Source organism: Kordia sp. E (assembly GCF_056033805.1).
This window is the reverse complement of sequence record NZ_JBRASR010000003.1, coordinates 306952-327935: the sequence shown is the minus strand read 5'-3', so window position 1 is coordinate 327935 and position 20984 is coordinate 306952. Positions and strand designations below refer to the sequence as shown.

The 20984-nt window shown below is 33.4% G+C and carries 14 protein-coding genes; 6 read left to right on the top strand and 8 right to left on the bottom strand.

Annotation, left to right across the window (positions count from 1 at the left end):
* Window positions 1-83 precede the first annotated feature (83 nt).
* A complete protein-coding gene (locus tag ACUUYC_RS14590) occupies window positions 84-1301 on the top strand; it encodes a radical SAM protein (RefSeq protein ID WP_474266894.1) in 1218 nt (405 codons plus the stop codon).
* A gap of 53 nt (window positions 1302-1354) precedes the next feature.
* Here the strand turns inward: ACUUYC_RS14590 and lon are convergent, their stop codons facing one another.
* Window positions 1355-3811 (bottom strand): endopeptidase La, encoded by a 2457-nt coding sequence (gene lon, locus ACUUYC_RS14585; protein WP_474266892.1) that lies wholly within the window; start codon window positions 3809-3811, stop codon window positions 1355-1357.
* Window positions 3812-4059: 248 nt separating this feature from the next.
* On the opposite strand from lon, the gene ACUUYC_RS14580 reads away from it, so the two are divergent.
* The 4 genes from ACUUYC_RS14580 to ACUUYC_RS14565 are packed head-to-tail and all read left to right on the top strand — an operon-like array spanning window position 4060 to window position 7030.
* Window positions 4060-4614 (top strand): RNA polymerase sigma factor, encoded by a 555-nt coding sequence (locus ACUUYC_RS14580; protein ID WP_474266890.1) that lies wholly within the window; start codon window positions 4060-4062, stop codon window positions 4612-4614.
* Window positions 4611-5189, top strand: coding sequence for a hypothetical protein (locus ACUUYC_RS14575; RefSeq protein ID WP_474266888.1), 579 nt, complete (start codon window positions 4611-4613; stop codon window positions 5187-5189). Before ACUUYC_RS14580 ends, ACUUYC_RS14575 begins: the two co-directional genes overlap by 4 nt.
* Complete coding sequence (locus ACUUYC_RS14570) at window positions 5170-6261, top strand: DUF4097 family beta strand repeat-containing protein (protein WP_474266886.1); 1092 nt, start codon at window positions 5170-5172, stop codon at window positions 6259-6261. Before ACUUYC_RS14575 ends, ACUUYC_RS14570 begins: the two co-directional genes overlap by 20 nt.
* 37 nt (window positions 6262-6298) lie before the next feature.
* Window positions 6299-7030, top strand: coding sequence for a head GIN domain-containing protein (locus tag ACUUYC_RS14565; RefSeq protein ID WP_474266884.1), 732 nt, complete (start codon window positions 6299-6301; stop codon window positions 7028-7030).
* An 81-nt stretch (window positions 7031-7111) separates the two neighbouring features.
* Here ACUUYC_RS14565 and ACUUYC_RS14560 read toward each other — a convergent pair whose 3' ends face one another.
* The 3 genes from ACUUYC_RS14560 to ACUUYC_RS14550 form a co-directional block, all read right to left on the bottom strand.
* Window positions 7112-8089 carry a DUF6252 domain-containing protein gene (locus ACUUYC_RS14560; RefSeq protein ID WP_474266881.1) on the bottom strand — a complete coding sequence of 326 codons (978 nt, stop codon included), beginning with the start codon at window positions 8087-8089 and terminating at the stop codon, window positions 7112-7114.
* Between the two features lie 83 nt (window positions 8090-8172).
* Window positions 8173-9504 (bottom strand): MFS transporter, encoded by a 1332-nt coding sequence (locus ACUUYC_RS14555; protein ID WP_474266879.1) that lies wholly within the window; start codon window positions 9502-9504, stop codon window positions 8173-8175.
* A 73-nt stretch (window positions 9505-9577) separates the two neighbouring features.
* The gene (locus ACUUYC_RS14550; protein WP_474266877.1) at window positions 9578-10399 is read right to left on the bottom strand and encodes a M48 family metallopeptidase; all 822 of its coding nucleotides are present in this window, start codon (window positions 10397-10399) and stop codon (window positions 9578-9580) included.
* Between the two features lie 163 nt (window positions 10400-10562).
* Here ACUUYC_RS14550 and ACUUYC_RS14545 point away from each other — a divergent pair, with 163 nt between their 5' ends.
* Window positions 10563-11438 carry an alpha/beta fold hydrolase gene (locus ACUUYC_RS14545; protein WP_474266875.1) on the top strand — a complete coding sequence of 292 codons (876 nt, stop codon included), beginning with the start codon at window positions 10563-10565 and terminating at the stop codon, window positions 11436-11438.
* A gap of 135 nt (window positions 11439-11573) precedes the next feature.
* Here the strand turns inward: ACUUYC_RS14545 and ACUUYC_RS14540 are convergent, their stop codons facing one another.
* The 4 genes from ACUUYC_RS14540 to ACUUYC_RS14525 all read right to left on the bottom strand — a co-directional run bounded on the left by ACUUYC_RS14540 (window position 11574) and on the right by ACUUYC_RS14525 (window position 20969).
* On the bottom strand, window positions 11574-11972 hold the full coding sequence (locus ACUUYC_RS14540; RefSeq protein WP_474266873.1) for a hypothetical protein: 399 nt from the start codon (window positions 11970-11972) through the stop codon (window positions 11574-11576).
* Window positions 11950-18522: an RHS repeat-associated core domain-containing protein gene (locus tag ACUUYC_RS14535; RefSeq protein ID WP_474266871.1), complete on the bottom strand. Its 6573-nt coding sequence runs from the start codon at window positions 18520-18522 to the stop codon at window positions 11950-11952. The genes ACUUYC_RS14540 and ACUUYC_RS14535 overlap by 23 nt, the downstream gene beginning before the upstream one ends.
* Window positions 18523-18534: 12 nt before the next feature.
* Window positions 18535-20346, bottom strand: coding sequence for a T9SS type A sorting domain-containing protein (locus ACUUYC_RS14530; protein ID WP_474266869.1), 1812 nt, complete (start codon window positions 20344-20346; stop codon window positions 18535-18537).
* 416 nt (window positions 20347-20762) lie between these two features.
* Complete coding sequence (locus tag ACUUYC_RS14525; protein WP_474266867.1) at window positions 20763-20969, bottom strand: hypothetical protein; 207 nt, start codon at window positions 20967-20969, stop codon at window positions 20763-20765.
* Between the last annotated feature and the right edge of the window lie 15 nt (window positions 20970-20984).

Here is a 20984-nt window from a genome sequence, read left to right as displayed (position 1 = left end):
CTCAACATTTTACAATAGTTAAATATTGTTTAGTTTAACACGTTGGGCAACTGTTCTTTAAATTTTTCATTAAAATCTTTCCTATGCATTTCAATCGATTAGTCTTAAAAGTTGCCAGCAGATGTAATTTAAATTGCTCTTACTGTTTTATGTATAATTTAGGAGATTCTACTTTTAGAAATCAACCAAAATTCATGAAAGAAAGTATGATTCCAACGATTATAAAACGTGTTTCCTTGTATTTGCAAGAATATCCACAAGAAGTATTTACGTTTACATTTCACGGTGGCGAACCATTATTAATTGACAAATCATTTTTCGGGAAATTCATCACGCAAGCAGAAGTTTTAAAAGAGCAATTTCCAGACACTACATTTGATTATAACATTCAAACAAATGGTGTATTGATTGATGAAGCTTGGGCAGAAATACTTAAAGAACATAGAATTTTTCCAGGTGTAAGTTTAGATGGAACCAAAAAAGCACACGATATGTATCGTGTAGATCACAAAGAAAACGGAAGTTATGATGATGTCATGAAAGGGTTGAAACTCTTGAAACGAAAACTTGGCTTTGTCTCCGTTATTAGTGTGATGAATATTGATGAAACAGCAGCTATAACATATAAACATCTTACGGACATTTCTTCTGATTATGTAAATTTCTTGTTGCCCGATTATACACATGACAGTTTTCCATACGAATCCAAAGCTATGGGAAGTTGGCTAATTGAATTATATGATTTATGGATTAATGACGCAAACAGACCAGTGATTCCTTTCTTTAATGGACTTACTAATGCAATTTTAGGTTCAAGTAAATCGGTACGACATGAAGCGCATGCATTAGTTATTGAAACGAATGGCGATATTGAAGCAATCGATTCTTTAAAAGGTTGCGGAGAAGGTTTTACGAAAACCAACATGAATATTTTTACACACAATTTTAAAGAAATTGTAAAATTGCCGCTTGGAAAACTATATTTTGAAGATAGTACTGAAAAACTATGTACACAGTGTTTAGAATGTCCTATAGTTAATGTTTGTAGAGGCGGACGATTAGTACATCGTCACAAACAAGAAAACGGATTCAACAATCCTTCTATTTACTGTGAAGATATGATTATGATTATTTCACACATACAAAACAAAATGATGGAACTCGTTCCAAGTATGTATGATGAAAGCATTTCTAAAATGGATGCTACTGAAATTATTGACTATCTAAATGAACTTGATATGTCAAACATTGAAGAAACATATAAAAAAGATTTAGAGTTTTTTAGCGTACAACCTGTATAAAACAGCAGACATTCAAAACTCTAAATCATTTTAGTATATCAGTTTATCAATTGTTAGAGTGTTTTGTGATTTTTCACGCTTTCCTTTGTGACAGCGTGTTTAATCACGTCACTCATTTCTGTTACATAATGAAACGTAAGTCCTTTTAGATAGGATTCTTTTATTTCTAAGATATCACGTTCATTTTGCTTACACATGATAATTTCCTTGATTCCTGCGCGTTTTGCAGCAAGAATTTTTTCTTTAATTCCACCAACTGGTAACACTTTTCCTCGCAATGTAATTTCTCCAGTCATGGCAATATCTTTCTTCACTTTTTTCTGAGTAAATAAAGATACTAACGAAGTTAACATTGTAATTCCTGCGCTTGGTCCATCTTTTGGTGTTGCACCTTCAGGAACGTGAATGTGTACATTATATTTTGAAAATACTTCTGGATCAATTCCTAAAGTATCAGCATTCGATTTCATGTATTCCATTGCAATCGTTGCCGATTCCTTCATTACTTTCCCTAAATTTCCAGTAATGGATAAGTTTCCTTTTCCTTTGGAAAGAATAGATTCTATAAATAAAATATCACCTCCAACACTCGTCCAAGCTAAACCTGTAACAACGCCAGCAACATCATTATTTTCATATTTATTACGTTCCATACGTGCTGGACCCAATACATCTATAATGATATCATTTGTAATTTTCTTCTCGTATTTTTCTTCCATTGCAATGGATTTAGCTGCATAACGAACCATTTTCGCTAATTGCTTTTCTAATCCACGGACACCACTTTCGCGCGTGTATCCTTCTACAATTTTTTCAAGTTGCTTCTTCCCTATTTTTAAATCTTTTTCGGTAAGTCCGTGTTCTTCCAATTGTTTTCCTAACAAATGTTTTCCTCCGATTTCAACTTTTTCTTCTGTTGTATATCCTGTTACGTTGATGATTTCCATACGATCACGTAATGCAGGTTGAATGGTACTTAGACTGTTTGCTGTTGCGATAAACATCACTTTCGATAAATCATAACCCATTTCTAAGAAGTTGTCATAGAACGCTGTATTTTGTTCAGGATCTAATACTTCTAACATTGCCGAAGATGGATCGCCATTATGACTGCTTGATGATAGTTTATCAATTTCATCCAATACAAACACAGGATTTGAAGTTCCAGCTTTTTTCAAGCTTTGAATAATTCGTCCTGGCATAGCACCGATGTATGTTTTTCTGTGTCCACGAATTTCCGCTTCATCACGCAATCCACCAAGTGAAATACGCACATATTTTCTTCCTAACGCTTCTGCAATTGACTTTCCTAAAGAAGTTTTTCCAACTCCTGGAGGACCATATAAACATAAAATTGGCGATTTCATATCGTTACGAAGCTTTAAAACTGCTAAGTATTCAATGATTCGCTTTTTTACATCTTCTAACCCTGAATGATCGCGATCTAATATTTCCGTAGCTTTTTTCAGATCGAATTTATCCTTACTGAATTCATTCCAAGGTAAATCTAAAAATAACTCTAAGTAATTACGCTGAATTGAATATTCCGCTACTTGCGGATTCATACGCTGCATTTTTGCTAGTTCCTTTTCAAAATGCTTCTTTATACTTTCATCCCAATTTTTCTTTTTCCCACGAGCACGCATTTCTTCTACTTCTTGCTCATATGAAACGCCACCACCAAGTTCTTCTTGAATGGTTTTCATTTCCTGATGTAGAAAATATTCACGTTGTTGTTTGTCTAAATCATGACGCACTTTCGATTGAATATCATTTTTCAATTCAAGTTTTTGCATTTCCAAATTCATAAACTTTAACGTTGCTAACGAACGTTGTTTTAAATCTGTAATCGCTAATAATTCTTGTTTTTCCTTTACTGGCAAATTCATATTTGATGATATGAAATTGATTAGGAACGAAGAACTTTCTATGTTTTTGATTGCAAATGATGCTTCCGAAGGAATGTTTGGACTTTCCTTTATGATTTGTAATGCAAGGTCTTTTATTGAATCTAAAATGGCGCGAAATTCGTCATCCGTAGTTTCTGGTCGTGTTTCAGGCACTTCCTTCACGGTTGCTTCCATATATGGATCTTCTTGCAACATACTATCGATTTCAAAGCGTTTTTTACCTTGAATGATAATCGTTGTATTTCCGTCTGGCATTTGCAATACACGCAAAATTCGGGCAACCGTACCTAATGTATTAATATCATTTAATGTAGGATTTTCGACAGCTTCATCTTTTTGAGAAACAACTCCGATTACTTTTCCACCATTATTGGCATCTTTTATTAATTGAATAGATTTGTCTCTTCCGGCAGTAATAGGAATTACAACACCAGGAAACAATACTGTATTTCGCAACGGAAGTATTGGTAATGTTGCTGGTAAAACTTCTCTATTGATTTCCTCTTCGTCTTCAGGCGTCATTAATGGAATCAATTCCGCATCTTCATCAATGGATTGAAATGACAAACTGTCCATATTTAAAAACTTTGTTTTGCTCATATTTCGTTTCTAGGTCATTCTGTCATAATAACAGAACGATATATCTATATTTCTTTTTCTCTAAGTCGTTTAAAACACTATAAATCAACAGTAATTCTCTATTCATCTAGTATTCTACTTTGTTTTAAGACAATTGTTATGCCAAGCTTTTACTTTAAAAACAATTAAATTCAAGAAATATTAAATAATTTTAGGGAAAACTGTAACAAATGAATTTTTCTGTAATCCTTACAATAAACTAAAACTTTTTGAGCCACCAAAAGTTACATACTGAACAACTCATTACGTTGTGCAAAGAAGGAAACCAATCTGCGCAAATGGAGATTTACAATCGTTATTATAAAGCGATGTATAATACTGCATTTCGAATTTTGAAAGATAGCGCAGAAGCGGAAGATGCCATGCAAGAATCATTTTTAAATGCATTTTTGAAATTGGACTCTTTTAGTGAAGAAGTTTCATTCGGAGCATGGTTAAAGAAAATCGTAGTGAACAAAAGTATTTACTTGTATAAAAAACAACAGCGAAAAGAAGAAGTTCCATTTGACACTGTATTACATAAGGTCGAAGATAATGACGGAATTGCTTCAGACGAAGAGTTTACAAGCTTACAGGCTCAAAAAGTATTGCAGACTTTGAAAACACTGAAGGAAAATTACAGAGTTTCTTTGACCTTACATTTGATTGAAGGGTTTGATTATGACGAAATTTGCAGCATTCTGGATATTAGTTATGCAAATTGTAGAACAATGATTTCCAGAGCAAAGGAAAGTTTGCGAAAAAAATTAGAATTATGCGTATGAAAGAGGAAGATCACATTTCAAAATTATTTGAACGATTAGAAGGAAAGTTTGATGTAGAAACTCCTGATACTAATCATGAGAATCGTTTTTTAACGAAGTTGAAACAACAACAAGGGAAAGAAGAAACACCAGCATTAAAAGATGATACTTCTAAACCTGTGATTTTGTTTACTTGGTGGAAACCTATAGCTGCTGCATGTATTATTTTATTAGGCTTAGGAGTTTTTATTGGTTCTAATTTTCAATTTGGAGAAGGAACAGAAGAAGTTACATTTTCGCCTGAAGTAGAGAATTCACAATTGTATTTTGCTTCTTTAATTGAAGAAGAATTAGTAAAAGTAAAAGCAGCCGAAGATGAAGATACGAAAGAGATTATCCAAGATGCTTTGTTGCAATTAGAACGCTTAGAGAAAGATTATACAGATTTAAAAAATCAATTAATTGAACACGGAGATGATAAACGTATTTTGTATGCAATGGTTGCAAATTTTGAACTTCGCATTGATCTATTAAAGAATGTATTAGTACAAATTGAAGAAATTAAATTATTCAAAAATGAAGACACAGTTATATAAATATATACTCCTTGCTTTTTTAGTACCTATTGTGGCTTTTGCTAATAATGGTAAAAAATTTAAAGGAAAATATACCAAAGAAAAAACAATTACCAAAGAGTTTTCGGTAACATCAGACGCACTTTTGAAAGTATCAAATAGTTACGGAAATGTTCACCTGACTTCTTGGGATAAAAATACCGTTGCTATTGAAGTTGTCATTAAAACAAATGGAGATGATGAGAGTAAAGTTGTTGAACGTTTAGGACAAATTGATATTGATTTTAATAACACCAATTCAATGGTAAATGCTAGTACACATTTTAGCAAAAATAAATCGAAATCTTGGTGGAAATGGAAGAAACGAAATAAAGTAAATGTGACAGTGAGTTACACGATTAAATTCCCGAAAGGAAATGAATTAAATATATCAAATGATTACGGGAAAATTATCCTGAATCGTGCTGAAAATAAAGTTGCGCTCAATTGTGACCATGGAAGTATGGAGATTGGAGAATTACTTGGAGATGATAATTCTTTAAATTTTGATCATACTAATAACGTAACGATTGCGTATATAAAAAGTGGTCGCATCAATGCAGATTATTCTTCATTTACTGTAAAAAAGGCAGAAAACATCCAATTGAACGCTGATCATACAAAATCGCGCTTTGGAACAGTTAGTTATATGGAATACAATTGTGATTATAATGTATTACAAATTGAGCAAGCATACAATGTAAAAGGAATGGGAGATTATTTATCCTTACGCTTGGGTGGAATTTCAGGGAGTTTAGATTTAAAAGCTGATTATGGATCTATCAAGGTTGCAGAAATGGCAGATGATGCAGGAGACATCAGGATTGAATCTGAGTTAGCTACTATTAAAATTGGATACAACTCACAATATAGCTTTAATTTTAAGTTGAATCTTGAATATACTAGTCTAAAAGGTGAAGATGCTTTCACTATGAATAAAAAACGAATTGAATCTAAAGAACGCTATTATGAAGGTTTCTATGGAGACAGTACTAGCGGAAATACTATAAATATTAACTCAGAATACGGAAGTATTCGATTTGAAAAATTATAATACACAATCAATTAATCAACGAACAAAAACAAGAATTATGAAAAAAGTAACAGTATTTATCATCGCATTATTTTTATCAACAACAGTTTCACATGCATTCGGTTGGGGAAAGAAAATTAGAGGAAATGGAAAAATGACAACCACTACACGAACAACATCAGATTATGACGCTATTGCAGTAGCAGGCTCTTTTGATGTAGAATTAGTTTCTGGAAAAGAAGGGAAAATTACTTTAGAAGGAGAATCAAATTTACTTGAGCATATTCTAACGGAAGTAAACGGCGGAACATTAAAAATTAAAGCTAAAAAAGGATATAGTTTACGTGTTAGTAACGGTAAAAAATTAGTAATTACAGTTCCTTTTGAAGATCTTGACAAAGTAGCATTAGCAGGTTCTGGAGATGTATACACAAAGAATGCAACTATTAAAGGAGACGATTTAAAAATGGCATTAGCAGGTTCTGGAGATGTTATTTTAGATGTTGATGTAGATAATTTAAAAATGGCCGTTTCTGGATCAGGAGATATGACTGCTAGAGGAAATGCTGATGATGCAGAAATAAAATTAGCAGGTTCTGGAGATATTCATGCATACAAATTAAAAGCTAAAAACGCAGTAGTAAGTTTAGCAGGATCAGGAGATATTAGATTATACGCTGAAAATAGTTTAAAAGCTCGTGTTGCAGGTTCAGGAGATATTACATATAAAGGAAGACCTTCAAAAGAAGACACGAAAGTATCAGGTTCTGGAAGTATTTCTATGAACTAGAAGATTCAAAAAATTAATTATTGGGCATAAAAAAACCACTCAAGTTGAGTGGTTTTTTTATGTTTATTTCTGTATACTTATTTATTGATACGTTACTTCAAAAGCACCTTCTGTGATTTCGTAAACCGGTTCAGGATTTCCTAAAAAAGAAGTTGCTGTATAAGAAAACGTTCCTTCTATCCTATTATTTTCAGTATCATGAACAGTTATTATTAACGTTCCATCTCCAATAAAAGCGTCAGTTTGACTCACGTTATATTGACCTACTGGACTACCATCACCTGGCAAACCAAATGTATATTCTCCTAGTGTAATATCATTAGGAACTGTAATTCCAATCGTCTCAAAACTATTTTTAACAGCTGTAATTCCTATTGTATTAAAAACACCAAGAACTTCAATTCCATTAACTGCGTCTTCTACAAATTCAACTCCATCTACTTTTGCGAAAAAACTATTATCAGGATTATTTATATCTCCTAAATCTCCAGAATATGGAATATTTGTGAAACTTCCGTTTGTAAATTCTAAAGTTTCTACATTTCCAAGAGTTTGCTCACGATACGCTGTAAAATTAAACGTTCCAGACAAAGTTTGATTAGTTTCATCAATTTCTGACAAATTTATTTCTCCTTGCGAAATCATATTTCCTTCTAGTGCAGAAACAAATCCATTTGCTCCAGCTTCAGGCACATATGCCGCTCCGTTTACAAAAAACTCTCCTGGATTTGCTATTCCTAATTGATAAATTCCTGTTTGATTGGCTTGAAATGTAATAGTAATAGTTTCTTCATTATTATTTCTAAAAGCAGTAATATTAACAACTCCATTTATAAAAGCTCCACTAGTAATTTCGGATACATACGTTTCACCATCAATATCCACTTGAAACGTTGCATCTGCAGAACCGCCACCAGTAGTAGGGTTCCCAGTTGTTGGATTTTGTGCGGCATTGGTTTCATCAACTAATTGCTGCAATTCTAAATCTATGGCTTCATCGTCACAAGAAGTAAACATGACAATAGCAAAAATTGCAAGAATAGAAAAAACTTTTTTCATAGTATATCGGTTTGATTTTCGAGCAAATTTAATAAAATTCCTGACATTCAATATAATATACTACATAAGTTATTTCATACGCATTATTGCACATATTTTGTTTTCTTAATAAAACTTAATATAATAAAGGAAATTAAGAAGAAAATTGCCAAGAATAATACTGACCATTGCATAGAACCTGTAATTGCGTTTAATGCTCCAAACACAATCATTCCTAAGACAATCGCTACTTTTTCAGTTACATCGTAAAAGCTAAAATAGGTTGCTGTATCTTCAGTTTCTGGCAATAATTTAGAATAGGTTGATCGTGACAAGGATTGAATCGCGCCAAGTACTAATCCTATTAATCCACCTAAACAATAAAAGTACATTTCTATATTATCTTGATTCTTATCTAGTGAAAACGCTACAAAACAAACAATTCCCCAAATGACAATTGTAATTTTTAAAGCCTTTAAATTTCCATATTTCTTAGAAACATTTGAAAAAATGTAAGCTCCAAAAATAGCGACAATCTGCACTAACAAAATAGCACCAATTAAATTAGTTGTTGGTAAGCCCAATTCCGTGCTTCCAAAAATCCCTGCCATATAAATAATGGTTTGTACGCCAACACTAAAAAAGAAAAATGAAAGTAAAAATGTTCGCAATTGCGGATAGTTTACTAATTCGCCACACACTTTTCCTAACTCTTTAAAACCACTTGTTAAATAGCCTTTTTGGGGTTTCCGAATGTTTTCATTCTTTGGTAATTTACGATAGGTTATTTGTGCAAAACCAAGCCACCAAAGACCTACAACGACAAAAGAAATTCGCGTTGGTAAAGTTCCCTCTTCCAAACCTACTAAATTTGGCTTCATTATAATTACCAAACAAATAATAAGCAATAATATAGACCCTATATATCCCATAATGAATCCTTTAGCACTTGCTGCATCTTGTTGTTCAGGGTGTGCAACTTCGGGCAAATACGCATTATAAAACACAATACTTCCCCAAAATCCAATTCCTGAAGTTATAGTCAGTAAAATTCCAACCCATAAAGTGGATTCTCCTTGAAAGAAATACAATCCCATGATTGATAATGAACCTAAAAGGCAAAAGAATTTTAAAAACTTAAGTTTGTTTCCTGTATAATCGGCAATTCCTGAGAGTATTGGAGAAATAATTGCAACGATAAACATAAAAAATGCAATTGTATAATTGTAAAGTGTTGTTGGATCCCAATCTGTCCCTAAAAACTGAATCTTTTTAGTAAGCTCAAAACTCTTAAAACTTTCAGTAATGGTTGCATAGTAAATCGGGAAAACCGCCGTGCTAATTACGAGTGAGTACACAGAGTTTGCCCAATCGTAAAACGCCCAAGCATTAATAAGTTTTTTATCTCCTTTTTGCAATCCAGTAGTTTTTTCCATGTGTTTTTAAATAAAAAAAGCTGCTCTAAATTGAGCAGCTTCTAAAATACATATTTATTTTGAATGTCTTTGTTTAAAATTTTCCTAATGGACGATATGAAGTCACACCAAATTTTTCTGCTTCTACTCTTGCACGCGCTGCTTCAGCTTGAAGGTTTTTCACACGTGTTTCACTAGCTGGATGCGTACTTAAAAACTCAGGTGGTGCTTTCCCACTACTTTTTGCGCCCATACGTTTCCACAATTCAGCAGCTTCATCAGGATTATACTTTGCAATTGCCATTAAATAAATTCCAATTTTATCAGATTCATTTTCATGCGCTCTACTAAATGGTAACATTCCTAATACTGTTGATCCAACTCCATAATATTGATTAAACGCTTGACGCGATTTATCATCTTTAATAGCAATATTTCCTGCCAAAGCTAAACCTTGTTGTAAATAACCAGCACTCATTCGTTGTTGTCCATGATTTGCCAATGCATGTGCAACTTCATGTCCCATAATTGCTGCGATAGCTGTTTCATTTTGTGCTACATCTAATATTCCTGTATAGAAAACAATTTTTCCTCCTGGCATACACCAAGCATTTACTGCCGGATCGTTTACCAAATTGTATTCCCACTTATAATCTTTTAAATATCCTTGCTGCCCATTTGCATCAAGCCAACGTTCTGCTGCTACGGCAATACGTTCTCCTACTCTTTTGATCATCTCTGCTTTTGCAGTTCCAGTAACTACTTTGTTTTCAGTCAAAAATTGATCATATTGCGCAAAAGCAGTTGGAAATAATTGTGCATTTGACACAAACGCCATTGTTTTTTTTCCTGTAAAAGGATTTGTTGCACATGACAACAAAAACAAGAAAACGGAAAGGAATGCTAACTTTTTCATGTATTTAGATTTTAGGTATCTTTTAATTTTTCACTTTCTAATTGATAAGATAATTAATACAAAATTACTAATAATTCAATTAGTTTGATAAAACTACGCAATGTATTTCCGAAGCTCGAAAATTTATCTCAATTTTGAATGATCTTAGACATGCTACCAAAAAATGAGTCAAACTGCACAAAATATAAAATCAGAACCTGCTGTAGAAGTACCTAAAGTAATTTTATACACAGGGCGTTTTTTACAATTTATTTCTACTTCGCTTGCCGCAAAATATGCGCAACGTTTATTTATTACTCCTTTGAAACACAAAATGCCAAAGCGTGAGTTTCATATGGATAAAGAAACTGAACAAACACAACTTGATATTCCCGAAATATTGAAAACTGTAATTGTATATCGATATGGGAAAAGTGATAAAAAAATATTACTAGCACACGGTTGGAGCGGACGCGGAACACAATTAGTAAAAATTGCAGATCATTTTTTGAATTTGGGTTACGAAATTATAAGTTTTGATGCGCCTGCACACGGAAAAGCACCTGGGTCAACAACTTCTATGCCTGAGTTTATAGAATCTATTCATGAGATAAATAAACAATATGGACCTTTTGAATTTGCTGTCGGACATAGTTTAGGCGGAATGGCCTTATTAAACGCGGTTCGTGAAGGTTTTAAAGTAAAAAGACTTGTTACTATTGGTGCAGCGGACGTGATTACGGATATTATTAAACATTTTACGCGTACACTTACACTGAAAGATAAAGTTGGAAAAAAGATGAAAGCAAATCTTGATCGATTATTTGGTCGTGATATAGATTATGCTTCTGCTCATAATGCAGCCAAAAAAGTAAATATTCCTACATTGGTTATTCATGATGAAAATGATGTAGATGTTCCTATTGATTGTGCACATGCAATATATAATGAGCTTCAAGATGGAAGTATTCACATTACAAAAAGGTTAGGACACCGTAGAATTCTTGGAAATATAGAAGTTATTCAGAAGGTTGAGGAGTTTCTTGTTGAAGTAAATTGAATTATTTAAAGATTGAAAAGGTAAAAGAGTTTATTATTCTATTTTTCTTTTATACCTCAAAACATATTGACCCGTTCTGAAAACTGTAATGTTTTTTAGAACGGGTCATTTTTTGAATCACTTTTTACTGTGAGATCACTTTATTATTATTTCAATTTCATCTTTATGTATACCTTTAATTCTTTTTTTAAAATAATTATAAATTTCAACTTCACCTTTTAGAGCAATAGTATCATTAGCTTTAATCAGTTCAATTTTTTGCAACTTTTGAACATAACTTTTTAGTTGTGATTCAGTCCATAAATTTCCGAATCCTAATATTATATATTTTTCACTCAAAGCTGGCACATGAATACTTATTGTATCAATAGCAGCATTTTCATCTGTTTCTTTTTTATAATATCTGTAAATAACATCATCTTCTGTCTTATTTCTAATCAATATCTTTCCAGGTATATCACAACCTAAAAATAAAGTGATTAGAAAAAAACAAAACAATTTATTTAAAAAACTAATTTGTATGTCTACCGCCATGATAATAATATCCTACTTGTTGTAATGCATATCTATCTGCATTGTATTCTAATGTATTTGGTATACCATAAACATTGTTGATTCCAAAATTAAAATATTCGCTTATTGTTTGTGTATAAAAGTTGAATACTCCCATTTCCCTTTGTTGAGCATAATGTCCAGTTTCATGAGCTCTTAAGTAATTATTATAATCCTCATCTCCTTTTAATTCATTTGTAATAAGATTACGTCCTAAAGCTACTCCTGAACCTCCTCCTGCGAAAGCTCTTGTTATAAAAGTACCTTTTCTGTATACTGGTTTATTTTTCCCGAAATCACCATATTCACGGTCAGGCTTATAAGAGACTCCAAAAACAGCTATGGCTGCAAAAGATTGACTTGCAGCTCCCATTGCTCCATTTTTAGCTCCATTTAAAATACCATCTCTAATATTTCTACCGTCAACAAGAGCTCCAAATCCACCAGATACGGCACCTCTTAGACCTCCTCTCATTCCACTGTAAGCAAGTTCTCCTAATGCATTTTTAAGCGCTCCTCCTTTTACTCCACTCCAGGCAGGTATATTAGCTCCGGCAAATCCACCAGCAATTCCACCGGCAATTGTTCCTAATGTAATACCATCTCCAAAAACTAAACTTGTTCCTACTTGAGAAGCTACTTCACTTAATACATTATATGTTGCACTTTGCCAAAAAGCACCTGTTCCTCCATTAGCAACTGCAGATGAAAACAGTGCGTTTCCTGCACAACTCAGACCACCGGTAATAGCACCTCCTATTGCTCCGTATAAGATGGATCTTCCAAAATCACTCCACGACCAATTACCCGTAACGAGAGCCGTAACCGTATATACTGCCGCCGCTGTGGCTGCTCCAACTAAAGCTCCTATAAGAATGGCTCCAAGTATTGGAATAATTTCCCCACTTGGATCATTATAGCTAAGTGGATTATTCCAAACATACCCATACCTATTAAAACTTTGCGTATTGTATGGATCTTGAATGTAGTTATCGGGCGAAAGAAAACGTCTTAATTGCGCATCATACATACGCCCATTCATATGGATTAGCGATACTTCAAAAAAGTGTTCGTGTCCTGTATAGCCACGCCCAATTAATGAGTCATGATTAAATTCAGCTGTAGCATTTCCTTTTTTAAAGGCGTCAGTGACACCCCATGCACCAAATTGACGTTGTTCTAATATGTTTGTAGATGAATCGGAAATTGCAAGAATACTTCCCAGATAATCTCTGTGTAAATACATGTATTCATTGACATCACCACTTGGGTTTCCATCTGTTTTAATGTGCACAATAGGAGCTGTATATCCATTGCCTCCTATATATGTAATAATTTTTGTGCTTCCATTAACATTATCATATACTGTTTCTACAGGAATGATACTTGAATATTGTTTATGATATCTTCTATCCGTTTTATTTTCGTCCAATCCGCCATAAAACGAATGTGTACGATTCATCATAGGACCATATTCAAAACTTACACGTCCTTTTTCTTCTTCAAAAATTTCAATAGGTTTTTTGAAAGCATTATAGGTAATTTGTTGCAAGCTATTTTGTTGATAGTATAAATCTCCTTGATTATTTAAATCAACATTTGCAAGTTGGTACATACTAGCGCTCGTATAGTTATAATCTCCAACAAATGAATTGTTAGTAATACGTCCACGGTTGTCATATGTGTTATTTTGCGAAGCCGGACCATTGATATGTGTTAGTCTATCTAAATTGTCATGTGTAAAGCTTTCATTCCAATTTGTAAAGGCATAATTTTTACGACTGTTTAAGATACCTCGTTGCGTATCAAAACTGTAATCCATTCGTAAAGCCTGTACGCCTCCAGTTGAGCTTTCTTTATCCGTAATATTAGTTAAGAAACCATATTGGTCATACTGTTTGGTTTTTGTAATACCATTTCCTAATAGAACATCCAACACTTGCCCTCTGGCGTTTTCGTCATTTACTTTCCAAAGTAGATTATTGGTATTGAAATCTCTTGTTTCTGTGAGAATACCAGCTGAATCATATGTGTTTTTAGTTTTTATATTACTATTTACACCCGAACCAGAATGATTGCTAATGTAGTTTTCACTTGATACTCTTCCAAAGGAATCAAATGTCATTCGTTTTTCAAAATTTCCTGTTTCTGTTGTTTCCTTTATTTTGTTTAAACGTTTGTAACTATCGTAGTAATAATTGTATGTATAGTTAGAATATGTATTGCTTCTACTATTAGTACCACTTATGCTATTTAGTAATTTAGTTGTTCCATCATATAAATAATTTGATGAAAGATTTGTTTGATCTCCATTTACCGTCTTAGTATCCAAACGACCATACGCATCATATCCATATGTAGTAGTTCCTTTTGGACTGGTTTCTTCAATAACTTCACCTAAAATATTGTATTGGTATGAATATGTTCCTGCCGAAGGATCAGAAAGTGATGCTTTACGTCCCCAACCATCTATAGTTACTGAAACAGTGTGACTACCATAATTTGCAGATTTCATTGCTCCATTACCAAAATACTGATAGTTAATAGTTCCGCCAGGATCTTGAAGTGTGGCTATATTACCTGCAGCATCTTTAGTGGTTGTAATTGTTTTTGTACCATCATCAACTGTAATAGAAAGTCCATTATAAGTTGTATTGATTACTTTTCCTGTAAACGAAGTATTTGTTACCTGCCTACTATATTGATCATAAAAAGTCTGATTCCAATGTGTTGGGCTACTATTGCTGAAATATGGTTCGCTTTTTCTAGTTTGACGTCCCATGACATCATACTCAAAGCGTCTTTGTACCCATTTGTTATTAAGACTCAACCTTTTACTTTGTACTAACCATCCAAAAGAGTTGTAATACATTTTTTCATCTTCTCCTTCAGGATAATCAATGTTTTTGGTAAAACACCAACCTAAACCAGAAATATATTCCTTGGCATATGTATAAGCAGTTTCTTTTCCTAAGTAATCTGTTTCTTTTGTCAAACGTTGCCAACCATCATATTCCAACATAGTTGTTAGCCCGTAAGGACTCACAGAGGAGGCTGGGTTACCAGTAGTATTGTTGTAGGTAAATGTAGTTTCCAGACCAAGTACATCCTTACTCTTGGTCATAAAACGACCACTAGCATCATATTCGTATTCCTCCACTCTATTGGATATCCCTGAACCACTGGTAGTTTTTTTTGTGGTATTTCCAAATGCATCAAATAGGAAACTCTCCGTAAGCCAAGGTGTCCCATTTCCTTTGTTTTTAGTTTGAGTCACTAAGTTATTACTATATGTAAACTGTACTTCTGAACTGTATGAATTTCCATTTAACACATTGACCTCGGTCTTTTTAGTAGGACGACCAACATGGTAATATTGACTTGTGGATGTAGGATTGTTTGAAAACAGATAACTTACTGTTTTAGAACCTCCTGTAAATGTAGTATTGATAGATAGCGGATTTTTATATGTATCATAGGTATAGGTTTCCGTAGAACTAATACCTTGTAAGCCATCTTCTCTTACAATTTGAGTCGGCACGTTGACAAATACTTTATTTGAAAGTAGTTGTGTTGAATAAGTATAGGTTGTTTTACTTGCAAAACTAGACGGCAGATAACTTGAAGACGATGTAGAAACCCATTGTTCTGTCATAGCGGCTCGTTTTTGCATGTCGTATTTGGATACATCCCAGAGCTGTCCTACATCATCACCAAACCAATTGGATTTTTTAAATTCTTTAAAACCTAAAAAGCCGAGTCCTTCAGCATTTGAAACTGCTCCTTTGTATTGATATAATTGTTTTTGTGTTTGACCGCCACCAGTATGTTTTGCTTCGCTAACTACTTTTAAAGATGGTGCCACATTGATATTGACAAAAGGATAGTTTTCATTATAATCCGGGGAATAGATATATGTAGCATATGGTGATGAGTTATCTGTAACTCCAATACGTTCGTAGAGAATATCAGTTACAACACCGTTATTGCTAATTCTTTTGAGCGAAGTATCTTTTTTACTGTCTCTTCTAAATTCATACGTATGTACATTATTTCCATCAATATAGGCGTATTCTAAATTGCTATTTGTTCCTTTAGCTTCTAAGAATAATGGAATACCAAATTTGGTAACACCATTGTTTACTGCTAAAGAATTGGTTGTTAGTTGGAAAGATGGTGTACTTTCACTACTATTTTGTTTGTTGGTATATAATTGCAATCTATCACTAACAACATTATACGACGAGTATGGTGATACTACTTCATGTTTTAAGATGTCTGATTTCCCATCACCATTGTAATCCTGTGCTATGTAATGATACTCATACAAAGGGTTGCTCATTGAAACACCATTTACATTTCTTGATCCGTTATGTACGTAGTTTTCTTTGTATAGAATTCCGATACTTTTTGAATAGTAATAGATGTTATTGCCTCTTGAAAGATAAAAACGCCATGTAGAACTATTTTCAGCAGAAGGCTGTACAAAATCCGTTTTTCCATCACCATTATAATCTCCAAATAAGATTGGTTTGTCTTTATCGATATGACTATATGATAAGTATGCAATTTGCACCAATTGATTGGAAGAATTCATAGAATATACTCTAACCAATCCATCTCTAAAGTGCATTAAATCTGTTTTTCCATCACCATCAAAATCCAATCCAAATAGTTTATCAGAATTATCTTGAATACGGTATGCTAACGAACCAATATTAACAGCACTTGTACTTGCCGTACGCTTTAAATCTACAAAGTATACTTCTGAGTTTCCTTGTGAAACTGATTCACTTTCACATTCGCATTCATCATACCCGTAATCGTCCCATGGATCATATACTTCGTCGCAAACTGTTCTATAATACCTTTTAGGAATGGCTAAAACATCTGTTAATCCGTCTCCGTTAAAGTCTCCACTTATATATTTTTTTGGAATTTTTCGGTCTTCATTACTGATATTTCCGCCGTAACTACAATAGTCTATCGGAGCAGGTCCTATTGGGAAATTTACATTTTTATCATACTGTAATACAGGTCCGTATGCCGCCATTGCAAAAGTTCTAAAACGAACTGTAGAATTGGAACTATTAATGGTTTCTCTTGCCGTAGTTATTCCTTGTTGTGATAATATTTTTCCATTCCATGATAAAATGGTACTTGCAAAAACATCATCAAATTTTTCCGTATTTACCGCATATCCCAACGAAATACCTGAACCGTAATCATCAAAAATATCCATGAATACATTCAGTTTATTTCTCGAATTTTTATTGTAGGTAATAAAGTCCATCTTTCCATCACCATTCAGCTCTCCAACAGCAATTCTGTCGGTATTGTAGTTAATTCCTGGATAAATGTCTAATGTATTACCATCTCTTGTTACACCGCTTGAAGAGTATTCATATGAAAATGTGATTGATGGAAACGATTGATTTGAACCATTGTATTCTCTAATTGACGACATTCGTTGATATCCTAATGAAGTTGTGTTATGCGAAAGTTGATATTTTCTGTACAATTGTCCGCCGCCTTTTACCTCAATACGATCTAAAATGTTGCTTCTTTTAAATGTGATTCCTTGCACATAAGAAATATCTGGTCGTGTTCTGGTTTTATAATAAAAATAAATATCATTTGGAGGTGTTGTCCCTGTTCGTGATCCGTAACGTATTCTATTTATACGCAATAAGTTATTACTCTGAGAATAATTGTATTCAATGTAGTTTCCTTGTGGATCTTGTCGTTTGTACAACGCCCATTCCAGTCTTCCTCTCGAAGATCCACTATTACCATACCAAGCACGTGTTCCGTCAGGATAGAAAACTATAAAATAAGATGGTCCGTACGAAGCCCCATATGGAGAAGTTCCATACGCTTTGATTTTGATATTTGAAAAGTTTTCAGTTTGGTATTCCGAACTATTTGCTCCATAAGTTCCTGATTTTAATAGCAGTCGCTGTCCGTCAAAAGCAAATCTATCTTTGTTATCAAAATCTACTCCGTCAATAAATCCATCATGATATTTTGTAGATGAGATTCTTGTAATAGTTGATAAACCTTCAATATTCCATCCCCAACCTGCAAGACCATTAGCTGCCTGACTACTAAATGACAGAGCAATACTTGGAGCAATGTCTTTAATTCCAGGTGGTAAAGTTAAAGGTACACGATAAGAGGCAGCACCTGATAATGAAACTGCAAATCCATCAGGAGTGCTTCCTGCTGACACCGTAGGTATAACAGGTGGATCAATAGGATCGATAGGGTCAATCGGATCTATTGGATCTATCGGGTCTATGAAATCTATACAATCTCCAGTAATTGGATCAATTAAACATGGTTCATCAATAAGTCTATTCTGTAATGCATTAGCGGCTTTTATTTTATCATTTTTGGTTACTTTAATCTTTTGAAAATCCATTTTTTTAGTATTAGATGGATCTTCAAGAAGTTTATTAGGAGTTTGTGCAAAACCAACAAATCCTGTGAAAAGTAATACGAAGCTTATATAATATGTCTTTAATTTCATTGTTCTGGCTGTTTAGTTTTTGATAATTTGCTCGTTTGCTACTGTCCCATTAGAAAAGTGCATGTGAATAAAATAAATTCCTGACGTCATATTGCTCAGATCTATTTGCATTTGATTAGTAGGACTACTAATATTTATCACCTTAACAAGAGCTCCATTTACACTATAGATACTTATTAAATTTGTTAAATTAAAATCTTTCCCAGATAGCTGAATGGTTACCTGACCATCGGTTGGGTTAGGAAAGATTGAATGCTTTACATCAAGTATATCTTCCTCTTCTTCAATTTCTTCTCCTGGTAATAGCACATCCGTTTGTTCTGGTACTACTGCACCTTGCTCTTCTTCTATTTTGACACCTTCTTCATTAATTGTTCTATTAGATGGCGCTACAGGAGAGCAGAACCCATCTTGAGCACAGTAAAAACGTTGTTTTTGATTTCCAGCAACATCATAACTAAAGATGAGTGTCGAATTTTCATTAAGATGTAATAATTCTTTAATAGTAGGCTCATTTCCTGTTATTGGATCAATTCGCGGAGCCCAAAAATATTGTCTATCAGAGATATCAGTATCATAATAAAGGTAAGATCGATGTCTTAAAGCCGTAACTGTATTTTTTTGTTTGTAATCTGTTATACTTGTTACCTCTTCTCCTGTAACACCGTCGTAAATACGTCCAAGGTTTGTTGTTGAAGAATAACTACTTTTATGAAGGTACCCTACAACCAAATACCATCTATTTAGTTTTGGTAAATCTCCTACCCAGAAATATGGGTTAGAATTGTAAGTACCATTAAGCCCTAATGAACCACTATTGTTGGCATAAAAACCTAAATAAGAATGCCCGTTATTTGAATTCGTTTTCTTTAACCAAACACTAAATCGATATGTTGTATTATGATTTGTACTGTTAATCCAACCTGTATTCCAACCACCATCAGCATTGCTTGAACTATCATTCCCACCTTTCCAAAGAACAACTTCTTCTCCTACATGATTTCTTCCCAGTTCTCTACAGTTTTCATCTGTTGTTCCATTCATTCCAAATCCTGATACAGAACCGCATCCAACTGTCCAAGATGATGTGTTTAAAAGATTCGTATCTGCTCCATCTAAACCTAGTAGACTTGAAATTGAAGGCTCATCTCCATCCACCATTTCCATACGTGGAGCATAGAAAAATTGCCTGTCTGAAGTATTTGTATCATAGTATAAATAAGTCCTATGTCTTAGCTTTGTTGTTGAATTAGCAAATTTGAAGTCTGTGATATTGACAACTTTAGTTCCTGTAGTAGGATCATATATGCCTCCATAACTTAAGTTTGAATTATAATTTTGCCCATGAACATAGGCTACTAACATGTACCATTTATTAAGCTGAGGTAAATCACCAACCCAGAAATAAGGATTGGCTCTAAGACTTCCGCTCAAATTTAAAATAGAATAATCGTACATCGTTGTATCTGAGCCACTTTGCCATTGTTGACAGCCCAAATAAGTACTTCCATCATTCGAATTTGTTTTTTTTATCCAAACAACAAGACGATAGGTTTCTGTATTGTCTATTGGAACATAGCTGGCGTTCCATCCACCATCACCGTCACTTGCACTGTCATTTCCTCCTTTCCATAAAATTGAGGAACCTCCAAATGGATTAGTACCAAATTCTCGGCTATTTTCACTGGTAGCCCCATTTTGTCCAAAACCAGAAACTGAACCGCTACCAACAGTCCAAGTTGAGGTATCTAATAAGTTTTGTGCTTTTATAAAAGTAGAGTTAAACACAAAAGCAAATAAAATAATGAGTAGTCTTAACTTCATATTTTGTTATTTAAAAATTGATGTAGTATTCTAATCAAATAAACGTAAAAAAAATATAAATACATGGGCTTTCACCTTTAAAAAACTCACTCTAAACACTGATTTTTAAAGATTTACGGTTTTACCGTAATTCCTTTACAGAAAACATATTTTTATTAAACCAAGACTCTTTTTGAATTTACAATGAATTTTCTGACGGAAGTATTCACATTACAAAAAACTTAGGACACTACTGAATTTTAGGAACTATAGAAGTGATTTAAAAGATTGAGAAATTTTTGTTGAAATAACTTCAACAAAAAAGAGTCAAAACTAAACGTTTTAACTCTTTTTTATATACTCACTTTCAAGAAATTATCTGATATTATGAATCAACTTCATTTTCAAAACATTTCTCAATAATATAAATGTATTGTTTATTGAATTGGAACTGGACATGCAAAATATCGAATACTTTTAGGATATTGGCAAGGTCCAGGATTTCCTTGATAGCCTGGACATGTTACACGATCTGCTGCAAACGTAGGACAGACATATTGTGTGCCTCCAGTTATCTTTTCTTTCGCTAAGTTAGAAATGACTTTCCTATTTAGCTTTAAATTTTTAAGATGCTTTTTTTTCATGGTTGTAAAGTTTTG

Coding starts and splice junctions, on each gene's coding strand:
- ACUUYC_RS14525 (WP_474266867.1), bottom strand. CDS start 20,969: ATGAAAAAAAAGCATCTTAAAAATTTAAAGCTAAATAGGAAAGTCATT.
- ACUUYC_RS14560 (WP_474266881.1), bottom strand. CDS start 8,089: ATGAAAAAAGTTTTTTCTATTCTTGCAATTTTTGCTATTGTCATGTTT.
- ACUUYC_RS14565 (WP_474266884.1), top strand. CDS start 6,299: ATGAAAAAAGTAACAGTATTTATCATCGCATTATTTTTATCAACAACA.
- ACUUYC_RS14535 (WP_474266871.1), bottom strand. CDS start 18,522: ATGAAATTAAAGACATATTATATAAGCTTCGTATTACTTTTCACAGGA.
- ACUUYC_RS14555 (WP_474266879.1), bottom strand. CDS start 9,504: ATGGAAAAAACTACTGGATTGCAAAAAGGAGATAAAAAACTTATTAAT.
- ACUUYC_RS14550 (WP_474266877.1), bottom strand. CDS start 10,399: ATGAAAAAGTTAGCATTCCTTTCCGTTTTCTTGTTTTTGTTGTCATGT.
- ACUUYC_RS14575 (WP_474266888.1), top strand. CDS start 4,611: ATGAAAGAGGAAGATCACATTTCAAAATTATTTGAACGATTAGAAGGA.
- ACUUYC_RS14540 (WP_474266873.1), bottom strand. CDS start 11,972: ATGGCGGTAGACATACAAATTAGTTTTTTAAATAAATTGTTTTGTTTT.
- lon (WP_474266892.1), bottom strand. CDS start 3,811: ATGAGCAAAACAAAGTTTTTAAATATGGACAGTTTGTCATTTCAATCC.
- ACUUYC_RS14570 (WP_474266886.1), top strand. CDS start 5,170: ATGAAGACACAGTTATATAAATATATACTCCTTGCTTTTTTAGTACCT.
- ACUUYC_RS14545 (WP_474266875.1), top strand. CDS start 10,563: ATGAGTCAAACTGCACAAAATATAAAATCAGAACCTGCTGTAGAAGTA.
- ACUUYC_RS14590 (WP_474266894.1), top strand. CDS start 84: ATGCATTTCAATCGATTAGTCTTAAAAGTTGCCAGCAGATGTAATTTA.
- ACUUYC_RS14530 (WP_474266869.1), bottom strand. CDS start 20,346: ATGAAGTTAAGACTACTCATTATTTTATTTGCTTTTGTGTTTAACTCT.